At 43.0% G+C, this 24,245-nt stretch carries 24 protein-coding genes and 1 tRNA gene; 13 read left to right on the forward strand and 12 right to left on the reverse strand.

What is annotated here, in order from left to right:
• The first annotated feature begins 227 nt into the window (after positions 1 to 227).
• Positions 228 to 902, forward strand: coding sequence for a hypothetical protein (locus tag BLR32_RS28420; protein ID WP_089837064.1), 675 nt, complete (start codon positions 228 to 230; stop codon positions 900 to 902).
• A 295-nt stretch (positions 903 to 1,197) separates the two neighbouring features.
• Here BLR32_RS28420 and BLR32_RS28425 read toward each other — a convergent pair whose 3' ends face one another.
• The 3 genes from BLR32_RS28425 to BLR32_RS28435 form a co-directional block, all read right to left on the reverse strand.
• On the reverse strand, positions 1,198 to 1,656 hold the full coding sequence (locus BLR32_RS28425; protein WP_089837066.1) for a MaoC family dehydratase: 459 nt from the start codon (positions 1,654 to 1,656) through the stop codon (positions 1,198 to 1,200).
• Positions 1,657 to 2,009: 353 nt separating this feature from the next.
• The gene (locus BLR32_RS28430) at positions 2,010 to 2,354 is read right to left on the reverse strand and encodes a TfoX/Sxy family protein (protein WP_089837068.1); all 345 of its coding nucleotides are present in this window, start codon (positions 2,352 to 2,354) and stop codon (positions 2,010 to 2,012) included.
• A gap of 328 nt (positions 2,355 to 2,682) precedes the next feature.
• Positions 2,683 to 3,204, reverse strand: a complete 522-nt coding sequence (locus tag BLR32_RS28435; RefSeq protein WP_089837070.1) for a hypothetical protein — start codon at positions 3,202 to 3,204, stop codon at positions 2,683 to 2,685.
• A gap of 186 nt (positions 3,205 to 3,390) precedes the next feature.
• On the opposite strand from BLR32_RS28435, the gene BLR32_RS28440 reads away from it, so the two are divergent.
• Positions 3,391 to 4,440, forward strand: a complete 1,050-nt coding sequence (locus BLR32_RS28440; RefSeq protein ID WP_089837072.1) for an ankyrin repeat domain-containing protein — start codon at positions 3,391 to 3,393, stop codon at positions 4,438 to 4,440.
• 198 nt (positions 4,441 to 4,638) lie between these two features.
• Here BLR32_RS28440 and BLR32_RS28445 read toward each other — a convergent pair whose 3' ends face one another.
• Positions 4,639 to 5,028, reverse strand: coding sequence for a hypothetical protein (locus tag BLR32_RS28445; protein WP_089837074.1), 390 nt, complete (start codon positions 5,026 to 5,028; stop codon positions 4,639 to 4,641).
• 69 nt (positions 5,029 to 5,097) lie between these two features.
• On the opposite strand from BLR32_RS28445, the gene BLR32_RS28450 reads away from it, so the two are divergent.
• Entirely contained in the window at positions 5,098 to 5,850 is a 753-nt protein-coding gene (locus BLR32_RS28450; RefSeq protein WP_089837076.1) for a hypothetical protein, read from the forward strand.
• Between the two features lie 659 nt (positions 5,851 to 6,509).
• Entirely contained in the window at positions 6,510 to 6,755 is a 246-nt protein-coding gene (locus BLR32_RS28455) for a hypothetical protein (RefSeq protein ID WP_089837078.1), read from the forward strand.
• 269 nt (positions 6,756 to 7,024) lie between these two features.
• Here the strand turns inward: BLR32_RS28455 and BLR32_RS28460 are convergent, their stop codons facing one another.
• Entirely contained in the window at positions 7,025 to 7,525 is a 501-nt protein-coding gene (locus BLR32_RS28460) for a hypothetical protein (RefSeq protein ID WP_089837081.1), read from the reverse strand.
• 58 nt (positions 7,526 to 7,583) lie between these two features.
• On the opposite strand from BLR32_RS28460, the gene BLR32_RS28465 reads away from it, so the two are divergent.
• From BLR32_RS28465 to BLR32_RS28475, 3 genes are all read left to right on the forward strand, one after another.
• Positions 7,584 to 8,177 (forward strand): DUF1877 family protein, encoded by a 594-nt coding sequence (locus BLR32_RS28465; RefSeq protein ID WP_089837082.1) that lies wholly within the window; start codon positions 7,584 to 7,586, stop codon positions 8,175 to 8,177.
• 326 nt (positions 8,178 to 8,503) lie between these two features.
• Positions 8,504 to 8,830: a hypothetical protein gene (locus BLR32_RS28470; RefSeq protein ID WP_089837085.1), complete on the forward strand. Its 327-nt coding sequence runs from the start codon at positions 8,504 to 8,506 to the stop codon at positions 8,828 to 8,830.
• Between the two features lie 2 nt (positions 8,831 to 8,832).
• Positions 8,833 to 9,294, forward strand: a complete 462-nt coding sequence (locus BLR32_RS28475) for a hypothetical protein (RefSeq protein WP_089837087.1) — start codon at positions 8,833 to 8,835, stop codon at positions 9,292 to 9,294.
• 1,383 nt (positions 9,295 to 10,677) lie between these two features.
• On the opposite strand, the gene BLR32_RS28480 is transcribed toward BLR32_RS28475, so the two are convergent.
• Together BLR32_RS28480 and BLR32_RS28485 are read right to left on the reverse strand one after the other, a co-directional pair.
• The gene (locus tag BLR32_RS28480; protein ID WP_089837089.1) at positions 10,678 to 11,268 is read right to left on the reverse strand and encodes a hypothetical protein; all 591 of its coding nucleotides are present in this window, start codon (positions 11,266 to 11,268) and stop codon (positions 10,678 to 10,680) included.
• 49 nt (positions 11,269 to 11,317) lie between these two features.
• The gene (locus tag BLR32_RS28485; RefSeq protein ID WP_089837091.1) at positions 11,318 to 13,237 is read right to left on the reverse strand and encodes an RHS repeat-associated core domain-containing protein; all 1,920 of its coding nucleotides are present in this window, start codon (positions 13,235 to 13,237) and stop codon (positions 11,318 to 11,320) included.
• On the opposite strand from BLR32_RS28485, the gene BLR32_RS28490 reads away from it, so the two are divergent.
• The 3 genes from BLR32_RS28490 to BLR32_RS34150 all read left to right on the forward strand — a co-directional run bounded on the left by BLR32_RS28490 (position 13,236) and on the right by BLR32_RS34150 (position 14,476).
• The gene (locus tag BLR32_RS28490) at positions 13,236 to 13,556 is read left to right on the forward strand and encodes a hypothetical protein (RefSeq protein WP_089837093.1); all 321 of its coding nucleotides are present in this window, start codon (positions 13,236 to 13,238) and stop codon (positions 13,554 to 13,556) included. The two genes, BLR32_RS28485 and BLR32_RS28490, sit on opposite strands and share 2 nt — an antisense overlap.
• 111 nt (positions 13,557 to 13,667) lie before the next feature.
• Positions 13,668 to 14,090: a hypothetical protein gene (locus tag BLR32_RS28495; RefSeq protein WP_089837095.1), complete on the forward strand. Its 423-nt coding sequence runs from the start codon at positions 13,668 to 13,670 to the stop codon at positions 14,088 to 14,090.
• A 248-nt stretch (positions 14,091 to 14,338) separates the two neighbouring features.
• Positions 14,339 to 14,476 (forward strand): hypothetical protein, encoded by a 138-nt coding sequence (locus BLR32_RS34150; protein ID WP_176842459.1) that lies wholly within the window; start codon positions 14,339 to 14,341, stop codon positions 14,474 to 14,476.
• 335 nt (positions 14,477 to 14,811) lie between these two features.
• Here BLR32_RS34150 and BLR32_RS28500 read toward each other — a convergent pair whose 3' ends face one another.
• Together BLR32_RS28500 and BLR32_RS28505 are read right to left on the reverse strand one after the other, a co-directional pair.
• A complete protein-coding gene (locus BLR32_RS28500) occupies positions 14,812 to 15,966 on the reverse strand; it encodes a phage integrase SAM-like domain-containing protein (protein ID WP_089837098.1) in 1,155 nt (384 codons plus the stop codon).
• A 219-nt stretch (positions 15,967 to 16,185) separates the two neighbouring features.
• Positions 16,186 to 16,259, reverse strand: a tRNA-Arg gene (locus tag BLR32_RS28505).
• A 100-nt stretch (positions 16,260 to 16,359) separates the two neighbouring features.
• Between BLR32_RS28505 and ung the strand changes: the two genes are divergently transcribed.
• The 3 genes from ung (at position 16,360) to BLR32_RS34665 (ending at position 18,094) form a co-directional block, all read left to right on the forward strand.
• The gene (ung, locus tag BLR32_RS28510; protein ID WP_089837099.1) at positions 16,360 to 17,031 is read left to right on the forward strand and encodes a uracil-DNA glycosylase; all 672 of its coding nucleotides are present in this window, start codon (positions 16,360 to 16,362) and stop codon (positions 17,029 to 17,031) included.
• A gap of 122 nt (positions 17,032 to 17,153) precedes the next feature.
• Positions 17,154 to 17,981, forward strand: a complete 828-nt coding sequence (locus BLR32_RS34265; RefSeq protein ID WP_394331204.1) for a delta-60 repeat domain-containing protein — start codon at positions 17,154 to 17,156, stop codon at positions 17,979 to 17,981.
• Positions 17,903 to 18,094, forward strand: a complete 192-nt coding sequence (locus BLR32_RS34665) for a hypothetical protein (RefSeq protein WP_394331205.1) — start codon at positions 17,903 to 17,905, stop codon at positions 18,092 to 18,094. The genes BLR32_RS34265 and BLR32_RS34665 overlap by 79 nt, the downstream gene beginning before the upstream one ends.
• A gap of 62 nt (positions 18,095 to 18,156) precedes the next feature.
• On the opposite strand, the gene BLR32_RS28520 is transcribed toward BLR32_RS34665, so the two are convergent.
• The 3 genes from BLR32_RS28520 to BLR32_RS28530 form a co-directional block, all read right to left on the reverse strand.
• Positions 18,157 to 19,284 (reverse strand): efflux RND transporter periplasmic adaptor subunit, encoded by a 1,128-nt coding sequence (locus tag BLR32_RS28520; RefSeq protein ID WP_089837103.1) that lies wholly within the window; start codon positions 19,282 to 19,284, stop codon positions 18,157 to 18,159.
• A gap of 11 nt (positions 19,285 to 19,295) precedes the next feature.
• Positions 19,296 to 23,645, reverse strand: coding sequence for a CusA/CzcA family heavy metal efflux RND transporter (locus BLR32_RS28525; RefSeq protein WP_089837105.1), 4,350 nt, complete (start codon positions 23,643 to 23,645; stop codon positions 19,296 to 19,298).
• A 104-nt stretch (positions 23,646 to 23,749) separates the two neighbouring features.
• Entirely contained in the window at positions 23,750 to 24,127 is a 378-nt protein-coding gene (locus tag BLR32_RS28530; protein WP_143011622.1) for a hypothetical protein, read from the reverse strand.
• Positions 24,128 to 24,245: the final 118 nt, after the last annotated feature.

Genomic DNA, 24,245 nt, shown 5'->3' on the forward strand with positions numbered 1-24,245 from the left:
CTCAGCTTTAGGTTACTGCAGATCATTTATAGTAGCCTTGTGTTCAATTCGTTGGGTGGGCTGGACTTATTTCTAAAGATATGAAACACGATTAAGGAGGGGAAACAAACGAATATTTTCATTTTTTTAAATATATTCGGCGTGAATGGATCTTCATGTTATCTGAATAAAACCTGGTCCACATTTGATCGTATAAAATAGAAAAGGATAAACTAAATATTTGAATAATGGAAAACAAGCAGGCTTTGGGTACACTAACATCAATGGATGAGTTGAAAAAACAATACGGTGAACAATACTGGTGGGACTGGTTTGAAGAAACCGAATCACTGAATGATGAACCTGTTTTAATCAGACATATAACAGGGCCTTTGGAGATTGACGGTGATTTCGTTCTTGACGAAGATGCCTGGGCAATCATCATTGATGGAGATGTAGCAATAAAAGGAACCATTATTTGTAAGACGCCCGAAGAGCGCATAAGTACACTTGTCATTTTGGGAAAACTACAGGCGTGTAATCTTTTCTTCTCAGGCTGTGCGCGCCTGGCAATTGAAGATGACACTACATTAGACGGCTTTGTTGTAGGCACCTGGGGGGATGGAGGAGCGATCCTCGATGTAACCGGAACGCTCACTGCACGCGGTGTATTACTTGATCCGCATACACCTGCAAAAGCGACAAAACAAATCGATGCCCTGATCATGTGTGGCGAAGGCTGGCCAACAAAGCCAGATTTCCTTGACGGTGACCAACCAGCACTTTTTGATCCGGGTGTACGCGATAGAGGCGGCGATTTTGTCGACTTAAATCTAGTGCGCAAAGCAGCACAGGCCGGGACGCCCGTATTCAATCCAGTTGTAGAACAGGAAATGAGAAAGGGAAAAGGATTACCAATATAATAGCATTCACAATGGACAAAGCTGTGTTTGAATCACAACTGCGGGAGATAACATGAACATGGATGGAACGAAGCAGCTACCGGACTGTTGCCCATCGTTGAGATATTCATGGGCATAATGTTTCCAGGAAGATCTTTTATGCAGTACAATTCGAAGAACCTTTCAACGATGGCTTCATCCATTTTTAATTAAAGGCTATTTTAATGCACAAGTCTTTTTCTCAGGAGACAGCCCCAAAGAAATAACTTATGCAGTATTTGTAACTTTTAATTTAAACAATATTAATTCGCGCCAATTAATTGAAATGATACAGGAATATCACGTCTCCTGTATACACTGGTTTCGGGTTGTCCCTGACCATTAAAGTTGCTTCGATAACCGCCTTCACGGTTCCTCTGAGATTTGTTATTGATTTTACTTTAGCCTGTAGTTGGACCTCGTTATCGACCAGCACGGGCTGACCGAACTTAAAGTTTTCAATGCCATAATTGATTTCCATCTTCACATTCCTTACATCAGCAATCTGTTTCCATAAATAAGGAATAAGAGCTAGTGTCAGGTATCCGTGTGCAATAGTTGACTTAAAGGGGCCTTCATTTTTTGCGCGATCTTTATCAACGTGTATCCATTGGTGGTCCAATGTCGCGTCAGCAAATTTATTGATCTGCTCCTGGCTAATACTGTGGAAGTTCGAAACTCCTAAAACTTGTCCCTCAAAAGATTTGTATTCTTCAAAATTGTTAATAACTACCATAATAGAATTGTATTAATCAAGGCATGTAAACTTTAATATGCAAGTTTATAAAATTGATGAGTAAATATCAATCTCAGGAGTAATAATTTTTTTTAATATCAAGGATATAAAAGCAGTTGCGAAGATATAACTTTGCGGGTGATGTCCAATATATTTTGGAAAGTGGCCTGTGTGACACGTTATCCGGCCAATACTGGCAACGTTTAACAGAGGTAACACTCCAGGAAAGGGGAATGCGAGCTGATGGTTGAAGCAGGGCATAATTGTTCGGAAATCCCAGCTAACTGTTTTCGGCGCACAACGGGTATCAGCTTCATGGAGCGCGAGCGTTTACTACTCATCGGTATTCACTTCTATTTCTTTTTCTTTGAAGCCTTTGCGTTTTTATTAAAATCAAGTGCCAATTGGACCCAATAGTCCAGTTTTTTATGGGTATTCAATACATCAGCATCCACGAAAACATAGCCTTTCATTACCTTGCCGGTGAAGTCCATCGGCGTACATCCTTCCTTTTCCAGTATCTCTTCATAAATGGCAGGGTCCAGGCGGATCATCATGCGGTCTTTTTCTACTCCCATGCACATTTTGTCATTCACCATAAAGCATAAGCCTCCAAACATTTTTTTTTCCTCTACGTTTTTATGTGTCAGCGTTATAATCTCTCTGACGCGATCGGCTAATTTTTCATTGTAGGCCATGTAGGGTACGTTTTAACTGTTAGTCGATAGTTACAGGTTCAAAAATAGAGAACTTTACACAATCAGCTCATTCTGCTTCCATATTAAATCAAGTATATTTGTGACAGCCAGGAGAGCCCCGATACGCAACTACCAGGTCAAATTAATGGGCCGGAGGTAAGGCGACTAAGTATTGGAAGTCTCCCGCTAAAATTATCAACAACAGTATATCTATTTCCTGACAGCTACATTTAATTTATTTCACAGCTGATGATAGGCCGCCAAAAGAGGCTAAAACATCCTGGTCGATGCAAATGGAAGCATGATTTGAAAATCGGAGCAACTTCAATTAGCTCCATTTGCTATAATCCCTTGTATGCAACGCAAAATAGTAGGTCGGTAATGACATTCCCAGGTGTTCGAGTCCCTTCTGAAGCACCGAAGTTGGAATTTCAATAGTCCGGTTATCATCTAATAGTTGAAGGGGCTTTTGAGTATCGCTATCCCACCAGTAAACAAATAGATCACCATCAAAAACAACTGAAAATTCGTCGTCGGTCAATCCACCCCATGTGGCGCATTGGTAATACATGATTGGAACATGAGTTTGATCATGTAGTTGCTTTAGCAGAGTAAATAATTCCTCCTTCATCACATGGTAATATTTGCTATGGGCTATTCTCGGTATTTCATCAGGGTCTCTGCCGAAATAGTCATGGCTGGGCGTAATTGACAGCAATCCCTCTTCGGGCAGAGTATGTTTTTCCAGCGTATTCACCACATCCATATCTACCTGGTCCGGAATAGCTTTAAAAAATTCAATGACAGCTGGATGCGGTAAAGTATATACCCTTGTGATATCCCAACTCATAATTAGTATAACGGTTTAAGAACGCACAAATTAAGGCAATAAATTATTAAAAAGTACGATATTGTTATTTTTAAAACGGCTATTTCGGTCCTCGTACGGTGTTCAATCTTATATACCGTCATGAATTATAATACGGTGGATCTGGTTATTACGAAACTTGTTTACTTAAATTAAGCCAACACAAACATGGCAAAGAAGAGAAAAACACTTACAAATGACTTTGAAGAACTGTTAAGCAAAGGAAGTCTTCAGCAACTTAAAGAGGTATTTGATAAATGTGAGATTGATGCCCGTGGAGGATACAGTAAGAAAACTGCTTTGGCATATGATAATTGTCCCCATGAATTGGCAGTATGGTTAGTTGAACAAGGTGCTGATTTACAGGCCACCGATACTTACGGGAATACACCTTTGCACAATCGGTCTCGTAGTATATTTGGCAATATAAAAAGCTTGTTGGAATTAGGTGCTGATGTAAGTGATAAAAGTAGTTCTGTTGGAACACCTCTCCACGCTGCAGCAGATTCTCACAATGTTGAAAACACAGCGCTTTTGTTGCAGTATGGTGCACAAATTGACGTATTGAATTCAAGCGGCTATACGCCACTGGAACAAGCACTTAGAGCATGCAATAATATAGCTATAGTCAGGACTGCCAAAATCTCCCAAATGTACCTGAATGCAGGCGTTCAAGTCACACCACGAATGAAAGAATTTGTTGTTGAAATTGGTAAACAGTTCGAGTTTCACAGAGCAAATTTCAATAAAGATACTGTTGTTGAAGTAAGTAAGGCGTTGGATGAATTATATAGATTATTTGAAGTCGAGCCCGTGGCAAAGCGCTTTTTGCATGATGGCAAATCTCCAATAATCACAAATGCAGGAACCTGGCAGGAACAGCACGAGGATCTTTGGAATCTCTTGGTCCCATCAAGTGGTCCGGCTGAAACCATTCAAGGTGAGGTAATCCGAATTGTCGGACGAATTGGAAATGAATTGGAATGCAATGGAGGAATAAACTGGGATGATGATTTTAAAAAGATGGCTGATGCATTTCTTTCATTTGTAAAGTGGGGCAAACAGCTTTCGTCATCCGAGCTGGCTGAGGTGGAAGAAATCGTTAAAGACGTAAAGCGGAAATCGGGCGATACTGCGCGAATGTGTGAGCTTGGAGTAAAATGGGTCATTGATAATCCTTCACCCTTGAAACTTCCCGCCGTAGAATACAAACGATGACCAGATTACGAAACTTCATGTAGGTATAGAGAAATTAGGAGCAATGAACTCATGTATCTTTCCTGCGGTGAGCCACCAAGGTAGGTAAGAGCGCGGCAGGCCGACTACCGGTTGGGAAAGGTTGGCTCCTGCTAAAAAGCTGCCAGGTCTTTAGTCCTGGCAGCTTTATTTTTTACCTGGCAAAACAAAATATGGGTATTACCACTCAGGGATGATCTCAGGCTCTACCGGATCCACTCCCTCTTCGTCACCGCCAGAAGGAATAGCCCTGTCGGCAATGATTCCATCTTCGAAATGAATAACGCCGTCCGTGTTTACTATCGGTATTTTTACGATAGCTTTCCCTTTAGCGTCAATACCGGCATATACCAACGTCTTTTTGCCATTTTCATTTAAAGCAGGATAAATGACAACCCCTTCACAACCGGGTTGTGCCAGGATCTTGTCCATAATAGCTCTACCAATAACATGTCCATAGGCCTGTTCAGGATAAGCATCAAAATAATCTTTTACTAATTTGGTACCTAGCTCGATACCTACGTGCTCGCCTATTTGAGCAATGGGGCGTTGATGGGTTTGGGTTTGCATCTTTCAAAGGTTTTATCTAATATAAAGTAAAAGAATCGTATTTTTTGTGGAAATATTAAATTTGTTAACATGCTCCCTATTACCAAAAGAAGACTGACAGATGAATTTGGTATTGACTATGAAATTGCCACATTTTTTGCAGATAGAACCCCTCCTGATAACAACCATTTCTGGAAAGGAAAATATGTTTATTTGTCCAATTCATTAGGCTATACCATTATTCCCTTCCTTTTTGACCTGCAATATAAACTTGGAGTGGAAAAATCCATTTTGCTGGATGAAAAGCATATCCGGCTAATGGAAGATGGATTTGACCTCATGGCAAAGTATGAGGCAAAGCAGATCGGCTACGAAGATTTTATTGGTGCCTGTAGGATATTATATACTCCAACTGTTGCAAACAGCATTTTTTTCAGCGACCTGCTCCTGTATTTAAACAACAGGAAGCCTTTACAATATACACTGGGATCGCCTGTAAAAGCACTAAACCGGGCGGATGCCTTTTTCTTTACTTTATGCGACGTCCCTGTTGAAGAACAGTTGCTACATCGTATAATTGAAGCATGGTCGTATGTAAAGGTCAACGCCCTGATATTGGATGATATTAGCGACCTGGAACAAGACAAAATAAATGGGGAAGAAAATTCAATTATTGAATTGGGCGGTACTGAGGCTGCCATGGAAAACATACAGTCCATGTTTAAAACGAATGTAGAATCCCTGGCAGGCATCAACAACAAGCTGGCACATTATTTTGAGACCTGCATGACGCTTTTGCAAAAGCGTCCGACCTTCAATGATTCTGCTAATTCAAACCGTTAGTACATGAAATAAAAGGGAATATTGTTGTTGACCTTTGTTTTGGGATGTTTATTCGTTTTTGTTTCGCCCTATTTTCCAGAGTGGTGGCGGATGCCCAAAAAGATACTAATAACCATCAAAATAACAATTAACCTGTGATTATACTTTCCCGGCGGAATTTAGTCAGGTACAACTCTATGAGTCAGTTTTAATGTAATGATTCGGTTCTCAACATCTATGAACAATGCTCTGAAGGTCATATTTTTGATTTTGATTACGCTGCCAACCGGGCAATCAGTTAATTGCAAAGGGAATGACAGGTACGCAGGCGTCAGATAACAAAATGGTGTAAAAAGGACTGTTAATATGGGTTTGCCGATAAGTCAATAACGGGTGATGCTATAAAAGCCGTTGACGCTTTAAATAAATCTGTTGCTTTAAGTGATGATTTTTTCAGAAAATCAGACGAGATAAAAGCCTTTATCAGTAGCCCGCCGGTTGAATTAAAACGGAAACCGGCGCTACCCGACAGCATTACTTTTTACAGACCTAAAGATGTTGTTTCCATTCAGTTAGGCAAGAAATATTACTGTGCTTACATTCATGAACTTGCGGGCCCGAATGAAAGCCCGGTTATTGAGTTCTATGACAGCGTATTTGACAAAGTACCTACGCTCCTGATGTTAGAAAACATCAAAGCGAAAGGGCAAGTATATAATGACGGCGTAGGGCGTATTTCCAAATATTCAGTTGCAGGGATGAAGTTTTTACCTGATCTGGCAAATCAGATCAAGTTGGTGAGCGCCTGCGTTGAGACACCGCCTTCAAACAAAGACCTGCAAAAACCAGTTGGGTTATATGCTGTTAGTGACATATTTGAGATCCAGGATGATATAAAACGGCTGTTTGGAGAACAAGGCGTATAAAATCTATCATATAAAAATACTTGTGAAATAAAGGGGCTGTTATCCCACAGATTATTAATGTGACTTTTTATATTACTTCTCAGTTTTTGAAAACTTGTGGAATAAAAATAAGTACGACCAACCAGCAATCAACAGGAAAGGCACAGCTACGCCTGCCTACTTTTAAAGTGGGAGCAATACATGTCAAAATAATCTGTGCTGGCAAATGGAAGAATATACGCGAATATGCAGACAAAGCTCCTCGACCAGCAGGAAGCCCGAAGACGGTTTTATGTAAGCAGCAACTCCTTCACCGTCTGATACCCCGGCAAATTTTCCGCTACTACAATGACTTTACCGCCAGCAGGTAGCGCAGTTGCTTTATAATACCAATCTACTCTGTTCCTGCCCAGTACTGCCTGACCGCTTTCTATGATAACACCCTCAGCGTCTATTACCTTTACCTCCACTTCTGCTACCCGGAACTCATTTTTGGCAGTCACTACAACCTCTCCCTTTTCTAACCTGATATTCTGGACTTCCGGACTGCGGTAAGCATCCTTCACCGCCATATTGTAGGCATTCTGGCCCGGCCCGGCCATCGACTGATAGTAGGCCCTTATCTCCGGATCGGCCATCATAACCTGAGCACGTGCCGAAGCAATGGTCATCTTATGCCTTGCTTCCAACTGTTTTTGCGTAGGCTTTTTCCTGGAAGGGCCGCGCTTCACCGCCATAATGATCTGCCCATTCCGTTCGTAGATGATGTAACCGTAAATGGGGGACTGCATCAATCTTTTCCTTATTTTGCAGGAATATCCTAATACACTGTGAATGCTAAACTAAATTATGGGAATCGATCTTGGCCTTATAGCAATACCACTTTATAAAATAATTGAAAAGACAACTAACGCCTCGTATTACGACGACATGTGGTATGAATTTGAGGAACCTGGCCTCCTTGAAGAAGACTTACTAGAGGCAAAAGCCAATAATAATAGATCCAGGGTAGAAAACCTGATGGACACAATCAAAGATTGGCACGAGTTACTGCAGACTTATCCAGGAAAGAACCCTAAACCCTACCGATTTTTCAGCCGTTATCGTTGCTACTCCACCTTGGGTTTCCTTTTAAGTAAACACTATAATGCAACGGGAGAACCAGTTTTTCACTTCCTTAATGGTGGTGCATTCCCTGCTTTAAAAGGCGACTATAGAGCGTATCTTGATATCGAAGAAGTGCTGAAAATCAGCAGTATTTTGTCAACCATTTCTTTTAAACAGCTGCAGGAGTTGTATGATTATGAGGAAGTGCTGAGAAATGCTTATAAACCCAAAGGTCCGGAACTTTTTCATTACATTGAAGAAGAGTATCAGGAATTAGTTTCCTTTTTTGAGCATGCTGCGGCACTGAAAGCTTATGTCCGTATCCTGTACATGTGACAGGCATCAAAAACCAGTCAATATTTGGGCTACTTAGCATCCCAAACCCAAACCCTCCCAAATCCACATCATCCAAATTTTCTCGCATAAAAAAAGCGCGACTTACATCGCGCTTTCGTGAACCGGATTGGTTCGGGATATTTTGATGCAAGTGTTTAATATTCACTCATTTGAGATGATTGGATGTCTGTGGTGCACTAAAGTGATGCCATATTCAAATGATGTGCTTTGCAATGATTTAAAGAGCTGTAGCGAAGGTATGACTTTCAGAATAAAAGTATATATATTAACCATCTGGATTGACAAAGAATTGATTTCAATTTGAGATGCGCCAGATGTTAGATGGTAGAATTGCTACTGCTAATAATGAAGTTGAAGCCTATTTATTTGGTAAAGCGGTCGCTATCAATGCAGTTGGGGGATCAACTCAGTTTGGCGTTGTTGGCACCCAAGCAGGGCAAAAATATCAGCAGGCGATGGAGACATTGTTTTATGGTACTACGTTTGATCTAAACGCATATCAAACGGCGGTCTCTAATTTCAAAGAAGGAAGCGCGGCAAATTTACAAGCCAAAGGGATATACAATAATTTTTCTGTAGATCTTAAGCTTAGTAATCCAGTGATCAAAAAATTTATTCCATTATTACAATAGTTATGAAGTACTTGATATTATTGACAACGTTTAGTTTTATGTTATCAAAGTGCGATGCACAGCAGAAAGACACTGGAGCATCGGAGCCCGTGAATATTTTGTCGCCCGCTTTTCCATTTGTCGTGGATGTGAATCGTAAAAACATCATCTTGCCGGATAGCCTTGGGGGAATGGAGAGCAAAGGAATTGCTGCTCTGGCTATTTTAATTGATAGTACCGGCAATTTTGATGGATTTAATATTAAAAAATTGAGCATTAATCGGTTCGGAACAAACATTGTTGATTTCGTAAATGTGAATGGACCTTCCGAAGTGATGAAGCAGACAGCGTACCCAGCAGCGGTGGCTAGGTACCATCACCTTTTAGCGAAAAGTATTATTCCAGTTAAAATAAAACGCAATCCGAGTGCCAAGCCAGAACCGTTGAATGAATTCATTTTAATTGTAAGATTTGGGCGTGATTGATGACGAATGATTTAGCCTTTGCATGTCTTAAGGAAGAGTATAGAGCCCAATCCCGCCGTTGTCGTGGTTACTCCTTTCGGTCATGAGATCGCTTCGCTAAGTGTTGACCGATAACAGAAGAGGTAGGGGCCGTCCTTGCAGGGTCTCTGGGCGTTATCACTAAGTGATATGCCCAGAGACCCTGCGGTGTTTTATTGACTAAATTGTTGGAACGTATGCGGCATTCTTCTCCGTTGGATTATCCCGACTTCTGTTGTCGGTCAGAACTCAGAGTAAGCGATCTCACTGGCAATAGCCAGTAAACCACGACAACGGCGTCGGGAATATCAGCAGGAGCTTAAAGACGATTTCAATGATGTAACGAGCGAACATGGCCCTTTATTCCTACTGGGGACAAGTAATACTATTTTCAATACAATGGATGCTGGTAATTGGCTATGAGGTAATGCAAATAACAGATTAGGTAATAGTCAACAACCAGCAGCGCAACCGGCTTCCTGGTACAACAGCAAGGATACAGATGTAGACAAACGCGATATTATGTATGGCTGGTTTTACTATCTTGGATTTAATACTTCTGTTAATTCAAATCGTTAGTACATGAAATATCGGAGAATTTTGTTGGTGATTTTCGGTTTAGGATGTTTGGTCGTTTTTGTTTCGTTTTATTTTTCAGAGGGATGGCGGATGCAGAGAAAAAGAGATACGTAGAATAGACGAATTAAAGAAGCGATATCTGATACGTCAAAAGAGCATAGAAAAACAGGTACCATACGGTAGAATAATGCAAACCCTCGCTTATTCCGATAGATCGTCAATTTCTATCCGGAGGAGTCTCTCAATAATCTCCTAAACCTTCTCCACGGCATTTAGGCCCATAAAAAAAGCGCGACTTACATCGCGCTTTCGTGAACCGGATTGGTTCAGTATAAATTAATGTAAGTATTTGGAATTTAAGTGTTTGCGTTTTTCGTGCATTATCTTTGCCGTCCGTTTGGAAGCACGATCAAATGATGTGCTTTGTAATGAATTAAAGAGCTACTACGAATATATTAAGAAATCTTGTCTTTCGAGTAATTGTTAGAAAATTCATTGTATAACCCGGCGTACTAAAGCAGGGCGTAGTATCTAATTTTTTGTGTAAATGCCTTCCCCATTGTTTGGAACCCTGCCAGGATGGGGAAGGGGGAATGGCGCGGCGGCAGCGCCTTCCCCGGTTTCCAAAGTCGTGTGAAGCATGACCCAATAAGCCGCGAAACACAAGAAATTTTATAGTCTCATGCAGGGAGCACTTTCAGACTGTATTTAATTCTTTTATCCATAAAAAATGCCCTAAAAGTGTCTAACTTTTTGGGACACTTCACATTTTCCCGGCCTTTTTTATTACTTCTCAGCTTTTCTAAGTTCATGAACAGGCGTTAATATTTCCTGCTCAATGTATTTTGACAACGCCGCAATAGTATCTTCCTCACAGTTGTGACCTGCAACCTGTTTGTCCCCGTATTCAATGTAGTAATAGGTTCCATCAAAACACCTGTTGCTTTTGTCAGTACTGGAAGATGATCGGCTCAGAACATTCTCCACCTTCTCTACCAATGCATTCCATCGATTTAGGTCAATGGTAAAACTATAGCCTTCGAAGGGCAATACCTTTTGTACTCTGGAATTGAATCCGAAAATACTTCCCCGGTCTTCAGGCCTCACCTCATATGCGACTCCTTGTACTTCGGTTCCCGTATTGTAGAGATTTAGCACAAAAGCGGTTCCGAAAGATGGCTCCCAACCAAAAGATAATGAATGCTGGTCCTGCGTTTTTCTATTGAAGGGAACAGAGAAAAACTGCATGCCACCATTTTTGGAATAGACAGCAGTACTATCATTTGGAACGACGGATTGACTAACATTATCGGACTTCTTTTGTTGACATGACAACAGAAATAAAACAACGACTAAAAAGTGAAAGGGTTTTATCATTGCTAACGTTTAAGATACTGAATAATTAGATCACCAAATATATTACAATTTAGTTTTTCGGAATTGTAAGGGTCGCATGAGGAAGACTTGTTGTAGGATTCGTCTTGCCACTTATATTGCGATAAAGCAAATAGTGACTTTTTTGAGCAAAAACATAATCCTCCGATCCGTATACACTTCTACTAGCTCCCGTGCCGTAAATCGTCACACCATAGTGTGTTGCGATTAAAGCAACGGACCGTCCTTTCTCAGTTGCAGTTGGACTCCTATACAACACCGGTTGATAATCAGACTTACTAGGCTCTCCAAGAAAATCAAGATTCTCCTTTGTTGTCGGGTATAATACAGGTCTCGCAGCCTCCCTGTCATGAACATGCCCTATGATAAATATTTTTGACTGTTCCTCTGCTGTAGGATATTTTTTATCAACTTGACCGATAAGGTCAACTTTGGCAACCTTATTGCTTTCATCCGGAGGCAACGCTGACAAACGGATTTCCTTGTCTGGATCTACAACGCCAACAAAGGCTAACTCTGTCTTACGTGCATCTGCTTCTGCCGTAATTCTCTTAAGGTCACCTGCTGTTTTACTACCCATAAATGCCACTGATGCATCTCTTATGGCTTGCCCAAGCTTGTTTGCATCTTCCAGACTTAACTTACTTGCATCAAAAGGAGCTGTCTTAGGATCGCTATTATCAATAAAATGGACCTGGTTTGGCAAGTTGTCATTTACAACACCAAGAAACTGTCCGCTTGTGCCAAACACCCATGTAGTATCCCCCATAGGGTCAGTGTACAATACCGGATTATTCATCATAGCAGCATATGGGCTCGAGTTGTACTGCGGTTTTGGATCCATTTGCCACCATCTGCCTGTCTGCGGGTCAAGCTGCCGGAAATCAGTATCATACATCTCTAATCCGCTTCCGTCGCTGAATTCCTTATTTTCAAACTCAATGCCATTGAAACGGTATTTATTCTCAACTATTGCGGCATCCAGCGCCTTTGACGAAATGCCACTCATCGTCAACCCGAACGGATAATAATGCGTTTCTTCCAGTAAGGGTCCTACCCCCTGTGCCACTATCAGATTATCAAAATAGACATTCTCTGCACTTTCATTACTGGTATAGACATACATAAACCCAGACTGCTTAATAACGGTGCCATCAACACTTAACGTCGACATTTCATCAGGATTACTCTGTACCTGCTTTACTCCACTGTTCTCATTAACCATTTTAAACTGGTCGTCGAACAGAATGTAGTTAAGATAGGCTTTCGGCTTATTTTCCAGATTTTGGGACGGATCTTTGCGTTTAAGACTATTAAAATCATTCGCATTCAATAATGATGCTGCACCTGACCCGGAAGAAGCCAGACTATGCATACCGTCAGCTTCAGCATTCCCAGTTAATGACTGAATCATGGCCGTCAGCATATCCTCCGCTGTGCTCTTGGCTACATTGGTGCCATTACTTTTGTAGAAAGCTTTTACACCAATTCTGATTGTATCTCCCGCCATTACTTTCAATACCAGTGACGGGCCCACTTTTTTGCCGTTTTGTGCATTCAGCCGAGCTACATATTTATTAGTGTTGGTCGTACCATCAGCAGGATAGCCAGCCGGTAAATCAGCACGGGTTGCATCGATATTGCTGAACAATGCGTTTTCAGTAACGGCTGAAGCTGTTTCCATAGTGGCCGTATACACTTTAGTAGCGCTAGAAGTTCCCAATACCACCCGGATATTGCCGAGATGATCTTTCTCAAAATAATCATAAGTGTAACGCGGTACAGCCGAATCATATAAAAATCGTACCCTTCCTTCTTCATGTTTGAACAACTGCAGCGTATCCTGATTATAAACAAAATCTCCGTCATAGTAAGTCTCTGTAATACGGGGAGTGGACAGCGTGCTGTCTGTCACTGTTTTTTTCAGTTTATTGCCGGCAGCATCAGTCATGGATTCTAAAGTAGAAGCGGACTTCGATTATAGGATAGGAAAAAAGTATATCAAGCGAGGTCCTTCGTTTGGGGAGGCTCTTGCACACGAGATACTTGGACACGGAGTGCCAGATGTAAAGGGGCAGGCTGGCTTTAAACAGGAGGATGCTATTCAAATGACTAATGTATATTTGAGATCTCAAGGAGAGATGAACATTTACAGAGATGGAGGGCAGCATGCTAGAACTGGACACTTAGACCCTGAAATAGCCAAAGGTATACCTCCCATGTATCAAGGCGTAATAGGAGCACTTAGGTTAATGAAATGGTTAAGATAAATTAAACAAATGCGTTATTTAATTAGTTTAATACTGCTAATACTTTTAAGTAAGGATACTAGGGCCCAGAATAATTTGGGATGTACTTGCAACTATTATTCTTATTTTGATATGAAATCTTATTTATCAACTACTGATAGCTTAGTAAAGAAAATCAGGAGAGATAAACATGAGGTTATTCAGGTAATTGGAAGCCGTGCTTATGCAGTTGCAATGATTACCGTCGTCGTCAACAGAAATAATATTCAGAAAGTTCATTGTTATAATCTTAGATCAAAAAAGTATAAGATTGTAACTGGGAAACAAATAGATACATGGTTACAGGGTTTATTACAAGATAGCTCTTTTATTCATACAGCTAAAGCAAGCCCTTCGGTGAAGTCGCATCCTGATAATGGTTATTTTATTTCGTTTAACTATCCATCAGTGCCTTTAAAGGAAATATGCCACTCCGTAATATTGAACAACCTTGAAAGACCGTTTGCAAAATCTATTTCATCGTACCTGATTTTTTTTAATGAGCAGAGTAAATGATCTATATGAACAACGATCAGTGAAGAAAAGAAAGTTAATCGACTAATGATTAGCTTAGATTCCTTTACAGGTTTACCAACTAGTTGGCGTTATATCTAAATTGGGTCTGAAGTATTGACCTTAAAGGATGTTAACAAGTATAATGCAAAAAAGGCGCAGTATTTCTGCGCCTTTTTTTCGTTGCCTTTCTGATGTGATCATCTTGAGTTTATCTTAGGGGCTCACTAAGATTTTTCCGACTGTAGATAATGACTTTGCAGGATCGGTATCCTGACCTGCGTCAGGATGATGCGTTGGCTAAGATGACGACCCATGATCAGGATGACGACAACAGCAAAAAAGCGCTGCGTACACATTTGCTGACTTTTTCTCGTGCCTGGATGTAGATAGCGTGGAGGCTGTTGTTTATTCGACATATCGTCATTGCGAGGAAGAATGACGAATCAATCTCCTTCAAGAAGCTTTGATTAAAATGCCTACATTGAATTGGTATTAAACATACTAAATATGTAATTTGTTTTATGAAATCCCAAGTGAATATAGCTAAGATCTTCCCTAAGTATTTGTTTTGGGCTCATTTTAGCCTACGTTTTACCACTTTCATTCATAACTCTTTATTCAAAGTGCCAACAAATAAGGTCTTGCATTATCTATTGGCTTGCTCAAATTATCTGTAGATTCTGGACCATGTTGACCCACCGTTCTGATTTATGACCAGAATTTACAATTGCTCAATAATCTCCAGTGCGAGCGGTAGGAGAGGCAAGCTTACATCTCCATCTGTTTTTTGTCGCTTTTTCTCAATCCACAGTTCCCCATCCGATCCTTTCACAATGTCCCTCGGGCTAAGATCAAATACTTCCTGGTAGGCCAGCCCTGTCATTCCGCAGAAGATGTTAATATCCCGGATTTCTCGAAGGCTCTGCTTAGACAAATCCGCATTAAGCAATGTCACAAACTCGTCCATACTTGGCCATAGCTTATCAGGCTCTACATAACTGCATTTAAACAGGCCGAAGATATTCGCCTGTAACCAGCCATTCGCTACTGCCCGGTCAATAATCTCCTTCAGACATTGACAGTACTTAGTTGCTGAATTCTCGTTCACTCCCCATTGAACCAGTAGGTAATTAAACAAGTCAGTAATGAATTTATACTCCAGCTTCTCAACAGGGAGATCGTCTGCTTTGTAACGGTATTTAATGAAAGAAAGATACCGGTTCTTTCTACCGATCATTTTCTCCAAACTATTCGGCGAACGATTGCCGCTAAACGCCAGCATTAGGAAATTCAGCAGATACTCATCAATCGCCAATACGAGTGTCTTGTGATGACTCTTGTTATCAAAGATGGCATTTGCCTCTCTGGTAATAGCGTCCAGTCTTTTTTTAATACCATTCCGTCGATCTTCAAGAATGATCTTCTTCTCCGATGAAGGCACCGCATCAAATTCATACGCCTTCTTCTCAAACTTGCAATATTTGATATAATCGCATATCAGGGCATCCAGTCGTTCACTAAACGCTAGATTGGCAATCTTCTGTTGCTGTTGATCTTTACCATTAATAGGGGAGCGGTAGGAGTCCAAGACCATTTGCGGCGTAGCCACACGATGTAACGCCTGTACGAGGTAAAAATGCCGTTCGAGATCGGCCTTCATTAATTCTAGGGTCTTATTGTACTTTTTGAACTGAGTTTCTCCAGCTTTGATTTGTTTCCGGGAGTTATCCCAATGTTCAGGTCGGATCTTAATCCCGCAGGACATTTCCTCCTTAAATCCGTCGATACTAACTCTAATATAAAGGGAGAGGCTGTCACTAACGCCTGTCCTTTTCCGGCCATAGACTAGAATTGACAATTTCTGCTTTACATTCATTTTTCTTCACATTTAAGCGGTTATTAAATCGCTCTTCAAACCACACTGCAAGCACATTATTTGACGAGTGAGCACCAAAGATAGCACACCTATTTGCTCACTAAACGCTCACTAAATAACTTGATTTTATTTAAGCTACTTTAGTGGATCAAACCCTCCGAAACCCGCACCAGTCAAAGTTTTTTGCATAAAAAAAGCGCGACCTACATCGCGCTTTCGTGAACCGGATTGGATTCGAACCAATGACCTGCTGCTTAGAAGGCAGCTGCTCTATCCAGCTGAGCTACCGATCCATATCCCCAAATTTCCCTATATTTAACGTTTAATTTGGGAGTGCAAATCTATGGAAAATTCCCTTAATAATTCAAAATAAATCAAAAAAAATAAAACGATATGGAGGTACAAATCGAGCCTACCTGGAAAGAAGTCCTCAAAGACGAGTTTCACAAAGCCTATTTCGAACAGGTTGTCATGGCCCTCAAACATGAAAAAGCTGTCGGAAACACCATCTATCCTCCCGGAAACCTGATCTTCAACGCCTTTGATAAAACCCCCTTCGACAAAGTCAAGGTCGTATTACTGGGTCAGGACCCTTATCATGGCGCCGGACAGGCACATGGATTGTGTTTTTCCGTACAGGACGGCGTAAAACCTCCGCCATCCCTGGTAAATATCTACAAAGAAATGAAGGAAGACCTGGGACTCCCCATACCACAAGGAGGGAATTTGACCAAATGGGCGGATCATGGGGTACTGTTACTCAATGCCATGCTGACCGTAAGGGCTAATGAACCGGCTTCCCATAGCAAAATAGGCTGGGAGAACTTTACCGATGCCGTGATCAGGAAGGTATCCGAACTGAAAAAGGATGTGGTTTTTATATTATGGGGCCGTTTTGCGCAGGATAAGCAGGTGCTGATCGACGCAACGAAACATCATATCCTGAAAGCCGCTCACCCATCACCCTTTAGCGCCGATAAAGGCTTCTTCGGCTGCAAACATTTCTCCAAAACAAACGAATTATTGGCGAAAGCTGGCATAGAACCGGTCGACTGGCGCTTATAAATAATTAACGGCGACGCTATGCAGTCGCCGTTAATTATATGGGATATTCGTAATATATTGCGCTTTATCCCGATACCTATGCGTAAACTATTGTACTGATCCAGTTCTTCATTTGTATCAGTATTTTCAAATGTTTTTCCCAGACAGGCTCCCCCGATCCTTCATTCGGTACAAATGGCAAAGTAACAGCAAATTTTGGCTTCCCCTATTTTCATATCAATACTGGTTGTATACAGCAGGATGGTCGCATAATTATTGCGGGAAGTGCACAGAATGTCACCAAAGATTATCTGTTGGTGCGTTTTCTGCCAAACGGCCAGCTGGATAATTCCTTTGGAAATGGAGGAGTAGTTTATACTGATATTGATGAAGACGATGAAGTAACGAAGGTGATCTCATTGCCTGATGGTAGCATTTTCGCCGCAGGCATTTCTGATTCGCGGACCAGTGTCTGTAAATATCACGCTGATGGCACTACCGATTATGGTTTTGGTGGAAGTGGATACCGTATACTGGGATTCGGGAGCAACCCGTCGAATACAAACATAAGTGTGCAGCCGGATGGTAAAATACTGCTTACCGGCGTGCGTGCCTCCGGCAATTTTAAGGTGTACAGGCTTAAATCAAATGGTGTGGAAGAGTCTTCGCAAGAATTTCTTGGAACAATGCCTGATCCCAGCTACGACTATTATACATACCATAAGGCACAGTGTTTAAACCTGTTACAGAAGGTATCTATAGGGTTTTGGCCAATAATGGGAACTGTACAGAATCCTCTGAACCACTGGCATTTTCTCTGTCCGCATCTCCATCAAATACGTCAAACCACCTGTATCCGAATCCGGCAACAGGTGAATTTACACTGGATAATATCAGCCTTACCGCAAATTGGGAAACACTGGACATCATCCCCGTCGCAAGTGCTCAACCAGCGATTTCGTATGATATAACAGGAAAAACGAAGATCACTGTAAATATCAGCAGTCTTAGCAAAGGATATTACCTGGCAGTGCTGAAACGAAGAAGCCGATCTCCTGTAACGATCAGATTCATGAAAATATAAAATTGCGAAGGGCTGACCAACCGGTCAGCCCTTCTTCTGTTTACGATCTGGTATAGTTAGGCTTATTCCTCTTCAGCGCTGTTCTTCATCTTCATCAACAACGCATAAGCATTTTTAGTCACTAGTTTAGTCCCTGTATCCACTCCCGGTGCCGAAAACTGTTCCTGCCCGTTATTTACATTCCCGGGAGTCACCCGCACCATCTGGAAATTATTACCCCCCTTATCAGCAAACACATAGAAATTATTCTGCCAGCGAACGATCGCCGCCTCATTAACAGTTAACGCAGTCGCATTGTTGACCGCCACTTCCGCATTCATAAACATCCCCGGCAGGAGAGAAGCATCAAACTGGTGAAAGTGACAGTGCACCGTCGCCATCCGGTCCTCATTCAGGTTCTTGCTGATCAGCAGGATCTCGGCATTATATTTCTTCTCCGGATGCTCGTTATTGTAGGCGACTACCTGCTGTCCGACAGACAACTGATTCACATCTTTCTCGAACACACTCAATGCCAGGTGGATGTCACTCGGATTGACCAGCTCAAACAGCACATCAGTAGGGGAGGTGTACTTGCCGATATTGACATTCACCTTAGACACAAACCCACTAATGGGCGACAGAATATTAACACTCTTGGAAATATTACCTGCCGTCAGGCGCTCAGGATTAATCCCTATCAACTCTAGCTTTCGCGCCAGGGCCTGCATCGTAATACGCTGACTCTCCATCTCCGCCTTACTCTGCTGCAGCACCTTATCACTACTCGCCTTACTGGCATTCAGTTCCTGCTGCCGCTTGAATTCCGTATCCGCAAAGGTGAATTTCTCTTTCGCCAGCAGGTAATCCTGTTGCAGCTGGATGAACTGCATATCTTCCAGTACTCCCAGCACCTGGCCTTTACTAACATGAGCACCCGGCAGCAGATCTGTTCTCTTTAAGTAGCCACCTAGGGGAAAGCTCACGCTCACGGTACTCTGTGGTGGAACATCAATGGTACCCTGCAAACGCAGTGCACCGCTGACGGTCATCGTCGTGGGATATCCGGTCTCGATACCTGCATTTTTGATCTGATCGCTGGTAAGCGTTACCGTGCTGCTGTCTGCGGAGGTCTCTGCAGCCGGCTCCTGGACAGGCGCATGACTGCTGCAGGCAACGAACAGGATATATAAGAAAAGATATTGTCGCATGAATGATTGAATTAAAAGTTTTGCAATTTCAGTACCTGGATGACGGCCTGATTGTAATTGTTCAACATATCGAGATATTCGTTCCTGATACCTATCGCCTGATCAACAAGGATGACCCACTGTAGATAGTCGATCTCCCCGCCAACAAACTGTTTGTCAGCAGTTGAGATGATGGCCGCAGCATTTTCCAGTCCTTTTCCCTGGTAATATTGGAGGCTGGCAGCGTACTTCTGTACCTGCGTCAACGCATTCTGCCATTCCGTGCGTGTCTGCAGTAGTGCGTAATCCGCTCTTTGCTGCGACAACTGCCAGTCTAATTGTGCAGCGGAAGCCCTGGAACGCTGTGCACCAAAAAACAAGGGAATGCTGATCCCCGCATTCACATAGTTGAACCGTTTGCTGTTACTGAAATAAGTCTCCTGACCATCCACATTCTGCATTCCCGAAATACTCTGGTTGTTATACCCGATAAAGAAGTCAGGCAATAACTTCGACTTCTCCGTACGCCAGCGCCAGTGTGCTGCGGCAGATTCATGCTGCAGGGAACGGATCTGTGGAAGCTGCTCCAGCGAAGTGTCCGGAGTAGAATAGGAGAGGCGGATGCTATCCGTCTTCGGCTCATAAAACACACTATCGCCCAATAGAACATTGAACTGCTTCAGTGTGATCAGCATATCCGCTGAAAGCATCTCCAGCTGATTGGTAATCTGCTGCCGGTGCGACTCTGCAGTAGTCTTCTCCAGGATATTCGTCTCCCCGGTTTTGAAGCGGAGATTAGTCTTTTCTTCGAATAATCCGTAAATGCTATCCGCATACCGCAACAACTGCTGCTTCTCATGCAGCCATACCCAGTCATAGAACAGTCGCCGTACACCAGCCCTGATATCCTGTTCCATCAGCTGTGTTTTAGCCTGTGCCGCCAGATAGTTCTCCCGCAGGGCCTTTTTCTGATGACTATACACCGTCGGAAAACTCAGCGACTGCGTAACGCCAAAGCGGTTATCCTTCTGAATGCTATTGATCTGGCCAAAGTCGGCACTGAACTGTGTTTTCGGAATATCAACCCCTGTCTTCTGCCGCAGATTCTCCGCCTGCTCATTCAACCTAGCGCTGGTAGCCTGCAGATTATGACTCAATGCAATATGGATAGCCTGATTGAGATTTACAGGGCTGTTCTGCGCCTTAACGGAAGGAATGGCGATAAACACCAGTCCCGCTATCATCACCGCTTTATTCAGCCTTATTTTGACCTTTCCTTCGAATAAAAGATAAAGTGCCGGCAGCACAAATAAAGTCAGCAGGGTAGCAGTCAGCAATCCTCCAATTACAACGGTCGCCAGCGGGCGTTGTACCTCCGCGCCGGCGCCGTTGCTTAGGGCCATAGGTAGGAATCCCAGTGATGCCACCGCAGCTGTCATCAATACCGGCCGCAGCCGGTTACGCGTACCCATCATCACCAGTTGCAGTGCATCAGTTACTTTTCCTTCTTTTTTGATACGATTGAATTCAGAAATAAGCACAATACCATTCAATACCGCCACACCAAACAAGGCAATAAAACCAACACCGGCAGATATACTGAAAGGCATGCCACGTAACGCCAATGCAAAGACGCCGCCGATGGCAGATAGGGGGATCGCCGTATAGATCAGCGCTCCCTCCTTCACAGATGAAAAAGCAAAATACAGCATGACGAAAATGAGCAGTAAAGCCACAGGCACCGCAATACTCAGTCGCTTCTTCGCCTGCTGCAGGTTCTCGAACGTACCGCCATACGTAATGGTATACCCCGGTTCGAGTTTTATTTTCCGTTGGATCTTTTGCTGCAATTCTTCAACGATCGACTGCACATCACGCCCTCTCACATTGAAGCCGACAGTGATCCTGCGTTTGGCGTCCTCGCGTTGTATCTGGTTAGGTCCTTCTATTTCATCAATAGCCGCTACCTGGTATAAGGGAATCTGGCTACCGGTAGAAGTCGCGATCATCAGGTTGCGTACATCCTCAATATTCCGCCTGCCTTCATTACCTACCCTCACCACCAGGTCAAAGCGTTTCTCTCCCTCATATACCTTTCCCGCGGCAGCGCCGGCAAATGCCGCATTCACTGTACGGTTGATCTCGTCGATATTCAACCCGTATTTCGCTATCTCATTCCTGTTATAGCGGATCACTACCTGCGGCATCCCTGTCATCTTCTCTACATACCAGTCAGCCGTACCGGATACCGTCTTACTGATAGCGCCAATCTGCTCTGCATACTTTGCCAGCAGGTCCAGGTCTTCACCAAATATCTTACACACCACGTCCTGTTTGGCGCCCGTCATCAGTTCATTGAAACGCATCTGTACAGGGAACTGGAAACTCAAGGTCACTCCCGGTATTGCCTGCTGTACCACGGCCGACATCTTCGATGCCAGATCTTCGAAACTCTCCGCACTTGCCCACTCAGATTTATCCTTTAATACAATGATCATATCACCTCCTTCTATCGGCATCGGATCTGTCGGGATCTCGGCGCTACCAATGCGGGACACGATCCGCTCCACCTCAGGAAACTTATCTTTCAGAATCCCCGAGATCTGTTGAAAAGTAGCAATAGTCGTACTCAGGTTCGTTCCCACCAGTAAGCGCGTCTCCACCGCAAAATCTCCTTCCTCCAGTTGCGGAATGAATTCTCCGCCCATCCGGCTAAAGATGAACACCGCCAGTGCAAACAATCCAAAAGCAACAACTACTACACTTCTGCGGAAACGCAAGGCACGGCCAAGTACCCGCTGATAGAAGCGTTCAATCTTATCCATTACACGATCGGAAAGATTCGGTTGGTGTGAGATCTTTTTACTGATGAATAAGGAACTCACCATCGGTACATAGGTAAGCGACAGAATGAAGGCCCCCATAATCGCGAAGGCCACCGTCTGCGCCATTGGCTTGAACATCTTTCCCTCAATACCTTCCAGTGAAAGAATAGGCAGGTATACGATCAGGATAATGATCTGCCCAAATACTGCCGCGTTCATCATACGGGAAGAAGATCCCGCTACTTCCGCATTCATATCTTCCTGTGAAAGCTTGTCTATATGCTGATACTTTTTAGAGAAATGTAAATGATGCAATATCGCTTCAACAATGATCACCGCGCCATCCACGATCAGCCCAAAGTCGAGCGCACCAAGACTCATCAGGTTGCCACTTACGCCGAAAGTATTCATCATGATAATGGCGAATAGCATAGATAGTGGAATAACCGATGCCACGATTAACCCCGCACGTAAATTCCCCAGGAAGAGCACCAGTACGAAAACAACGATCAGCGCACCTTCCAGCAGATTATGCTCCACCGTACCAATCGCATTGTTCACCATTTTGGTACGATCAAGGAAAGGCTCTATTAATAAGCCTTCCGGCAATGTTTTTTGTATCTCTGCAACGCGCTCTTTTATATTCTTAATAACCTGAGAAGAATTTTCCCCCTTCAGCATCAATACAATAGCACCCACCACTTCACCGGTATTGTTGTAGTTCAATGCACCATAACGGGTAGCAGCACCCATCCTGACACTGGCCACATGCCTGATCAGTACAGGTACACCTGCTGCTGTATTTTTCACTACAATATTTTCTATATCCGCAATACTACCTGCCAGTCCTTCACTACGGATGTACATCACCGTTGGGCCTTTTTCAATATAAGCCCCGCCGGTATTCTGGTTGTTGTTATGTAAAGCAGTGAACACATCACTGATCGTTAATCCCAATGACTTTAGCTGGTACGGATTAATCGCTACCTCATACTGCTTGAGCTCTCCACCGAAAGTAGATACCTCTGCTACTCCCCTGGTACCCAGCAACTGCCGCCTTACGATCCAGTCCTGGATCGTACGCAGGTCCGCCAGACTGTATTTACCTTGATATCCTTTCACCGGTCGGAGTACATACTGATATATCTCCCCCAGACCAGTGGACACTGCTGCCAGCTCTGGTCTACTGGCGTTTTCATTGATCTCCACCTGTTGCAGTCGCTCACTCACCTGCTGACGCGCCCAATACACATCAGCATCGTCCTCAAATACAACGGTGATGATAGATAATCCGAAACGCGACATACTACGGCTTTCCTTCAGATGAGGCACGTTACTAAGCGCCTGTTCAATAGGAAAGGTGATCAGTCGTTCCACATCCTGCGCCCCTAATGATGGTGCGGTAGTGATAACCTGTACCTGGTTGTTGGTGATGTCCGGCACCGCGTCAATAGGCAGACGCGTTACTTCAAAGATGCCATAGATAATCCATAGCAACATGAACAGGCCAATCACCAGTTTATTCCTAACTGAGAATTGAATAATCTTATCAAGCATGACTTCTGTTGAATCGAATTGCAGAAAAGACCTATGAAATGACATACGGGCAGCAGAATACCCTTGCTATGTCAGCACAGATCAATAAATAACAGGGTGCAATTTCACGCACAGGGAGGTCTGAAAGGGGAGGTAAGATTTGGGTCAGGATAGTATTGATCCTTATAAATGGTAAAAGTCCTTGATACTGTTTGTTCTGTGGCAATGATCCGGGGAGCCTGGGTGAATCTTGCGAAAAGTATATAGTGAGTATTGATATTCACCTTCTTAAAGGGAAGCTGCATATCCCGGTCATTATCCGTGTCGTCCATATCCTGCCCCCAGTAGTGCATGGATATGAATTCCAGTAAGTCCACATTCGGGTTCTTGAGCTGGTGTTCTTTGAAATGTTCAAATAACACAGGCAGCTTCAGCAACTGATCGAATGAGGTACTCTCAGCCCAGATAAAAACAATTAGTATGTAAAGGCATACTTTTCTCACGGACGCAAAAATACGGTATAAGCTGGTTTAAGCAAGCCACTATATAAAAAAATATACCCCATAGATATGTGTCGTGTCTACATTTATTGTGCCTGATAACCTTTCTGGTAAAGAAAAC

Origin of the sequence: Chitinophaga filiformis (genome assembly GCF_900102545.1) — a bacterium.
Classification (GTDB): domain Bacteria; phylum Bacteroidota; class Bacteroidia; order Chitinophagales; family Chitinophagaceae; genus Chitinophaga; species Chitinophaga filiformis.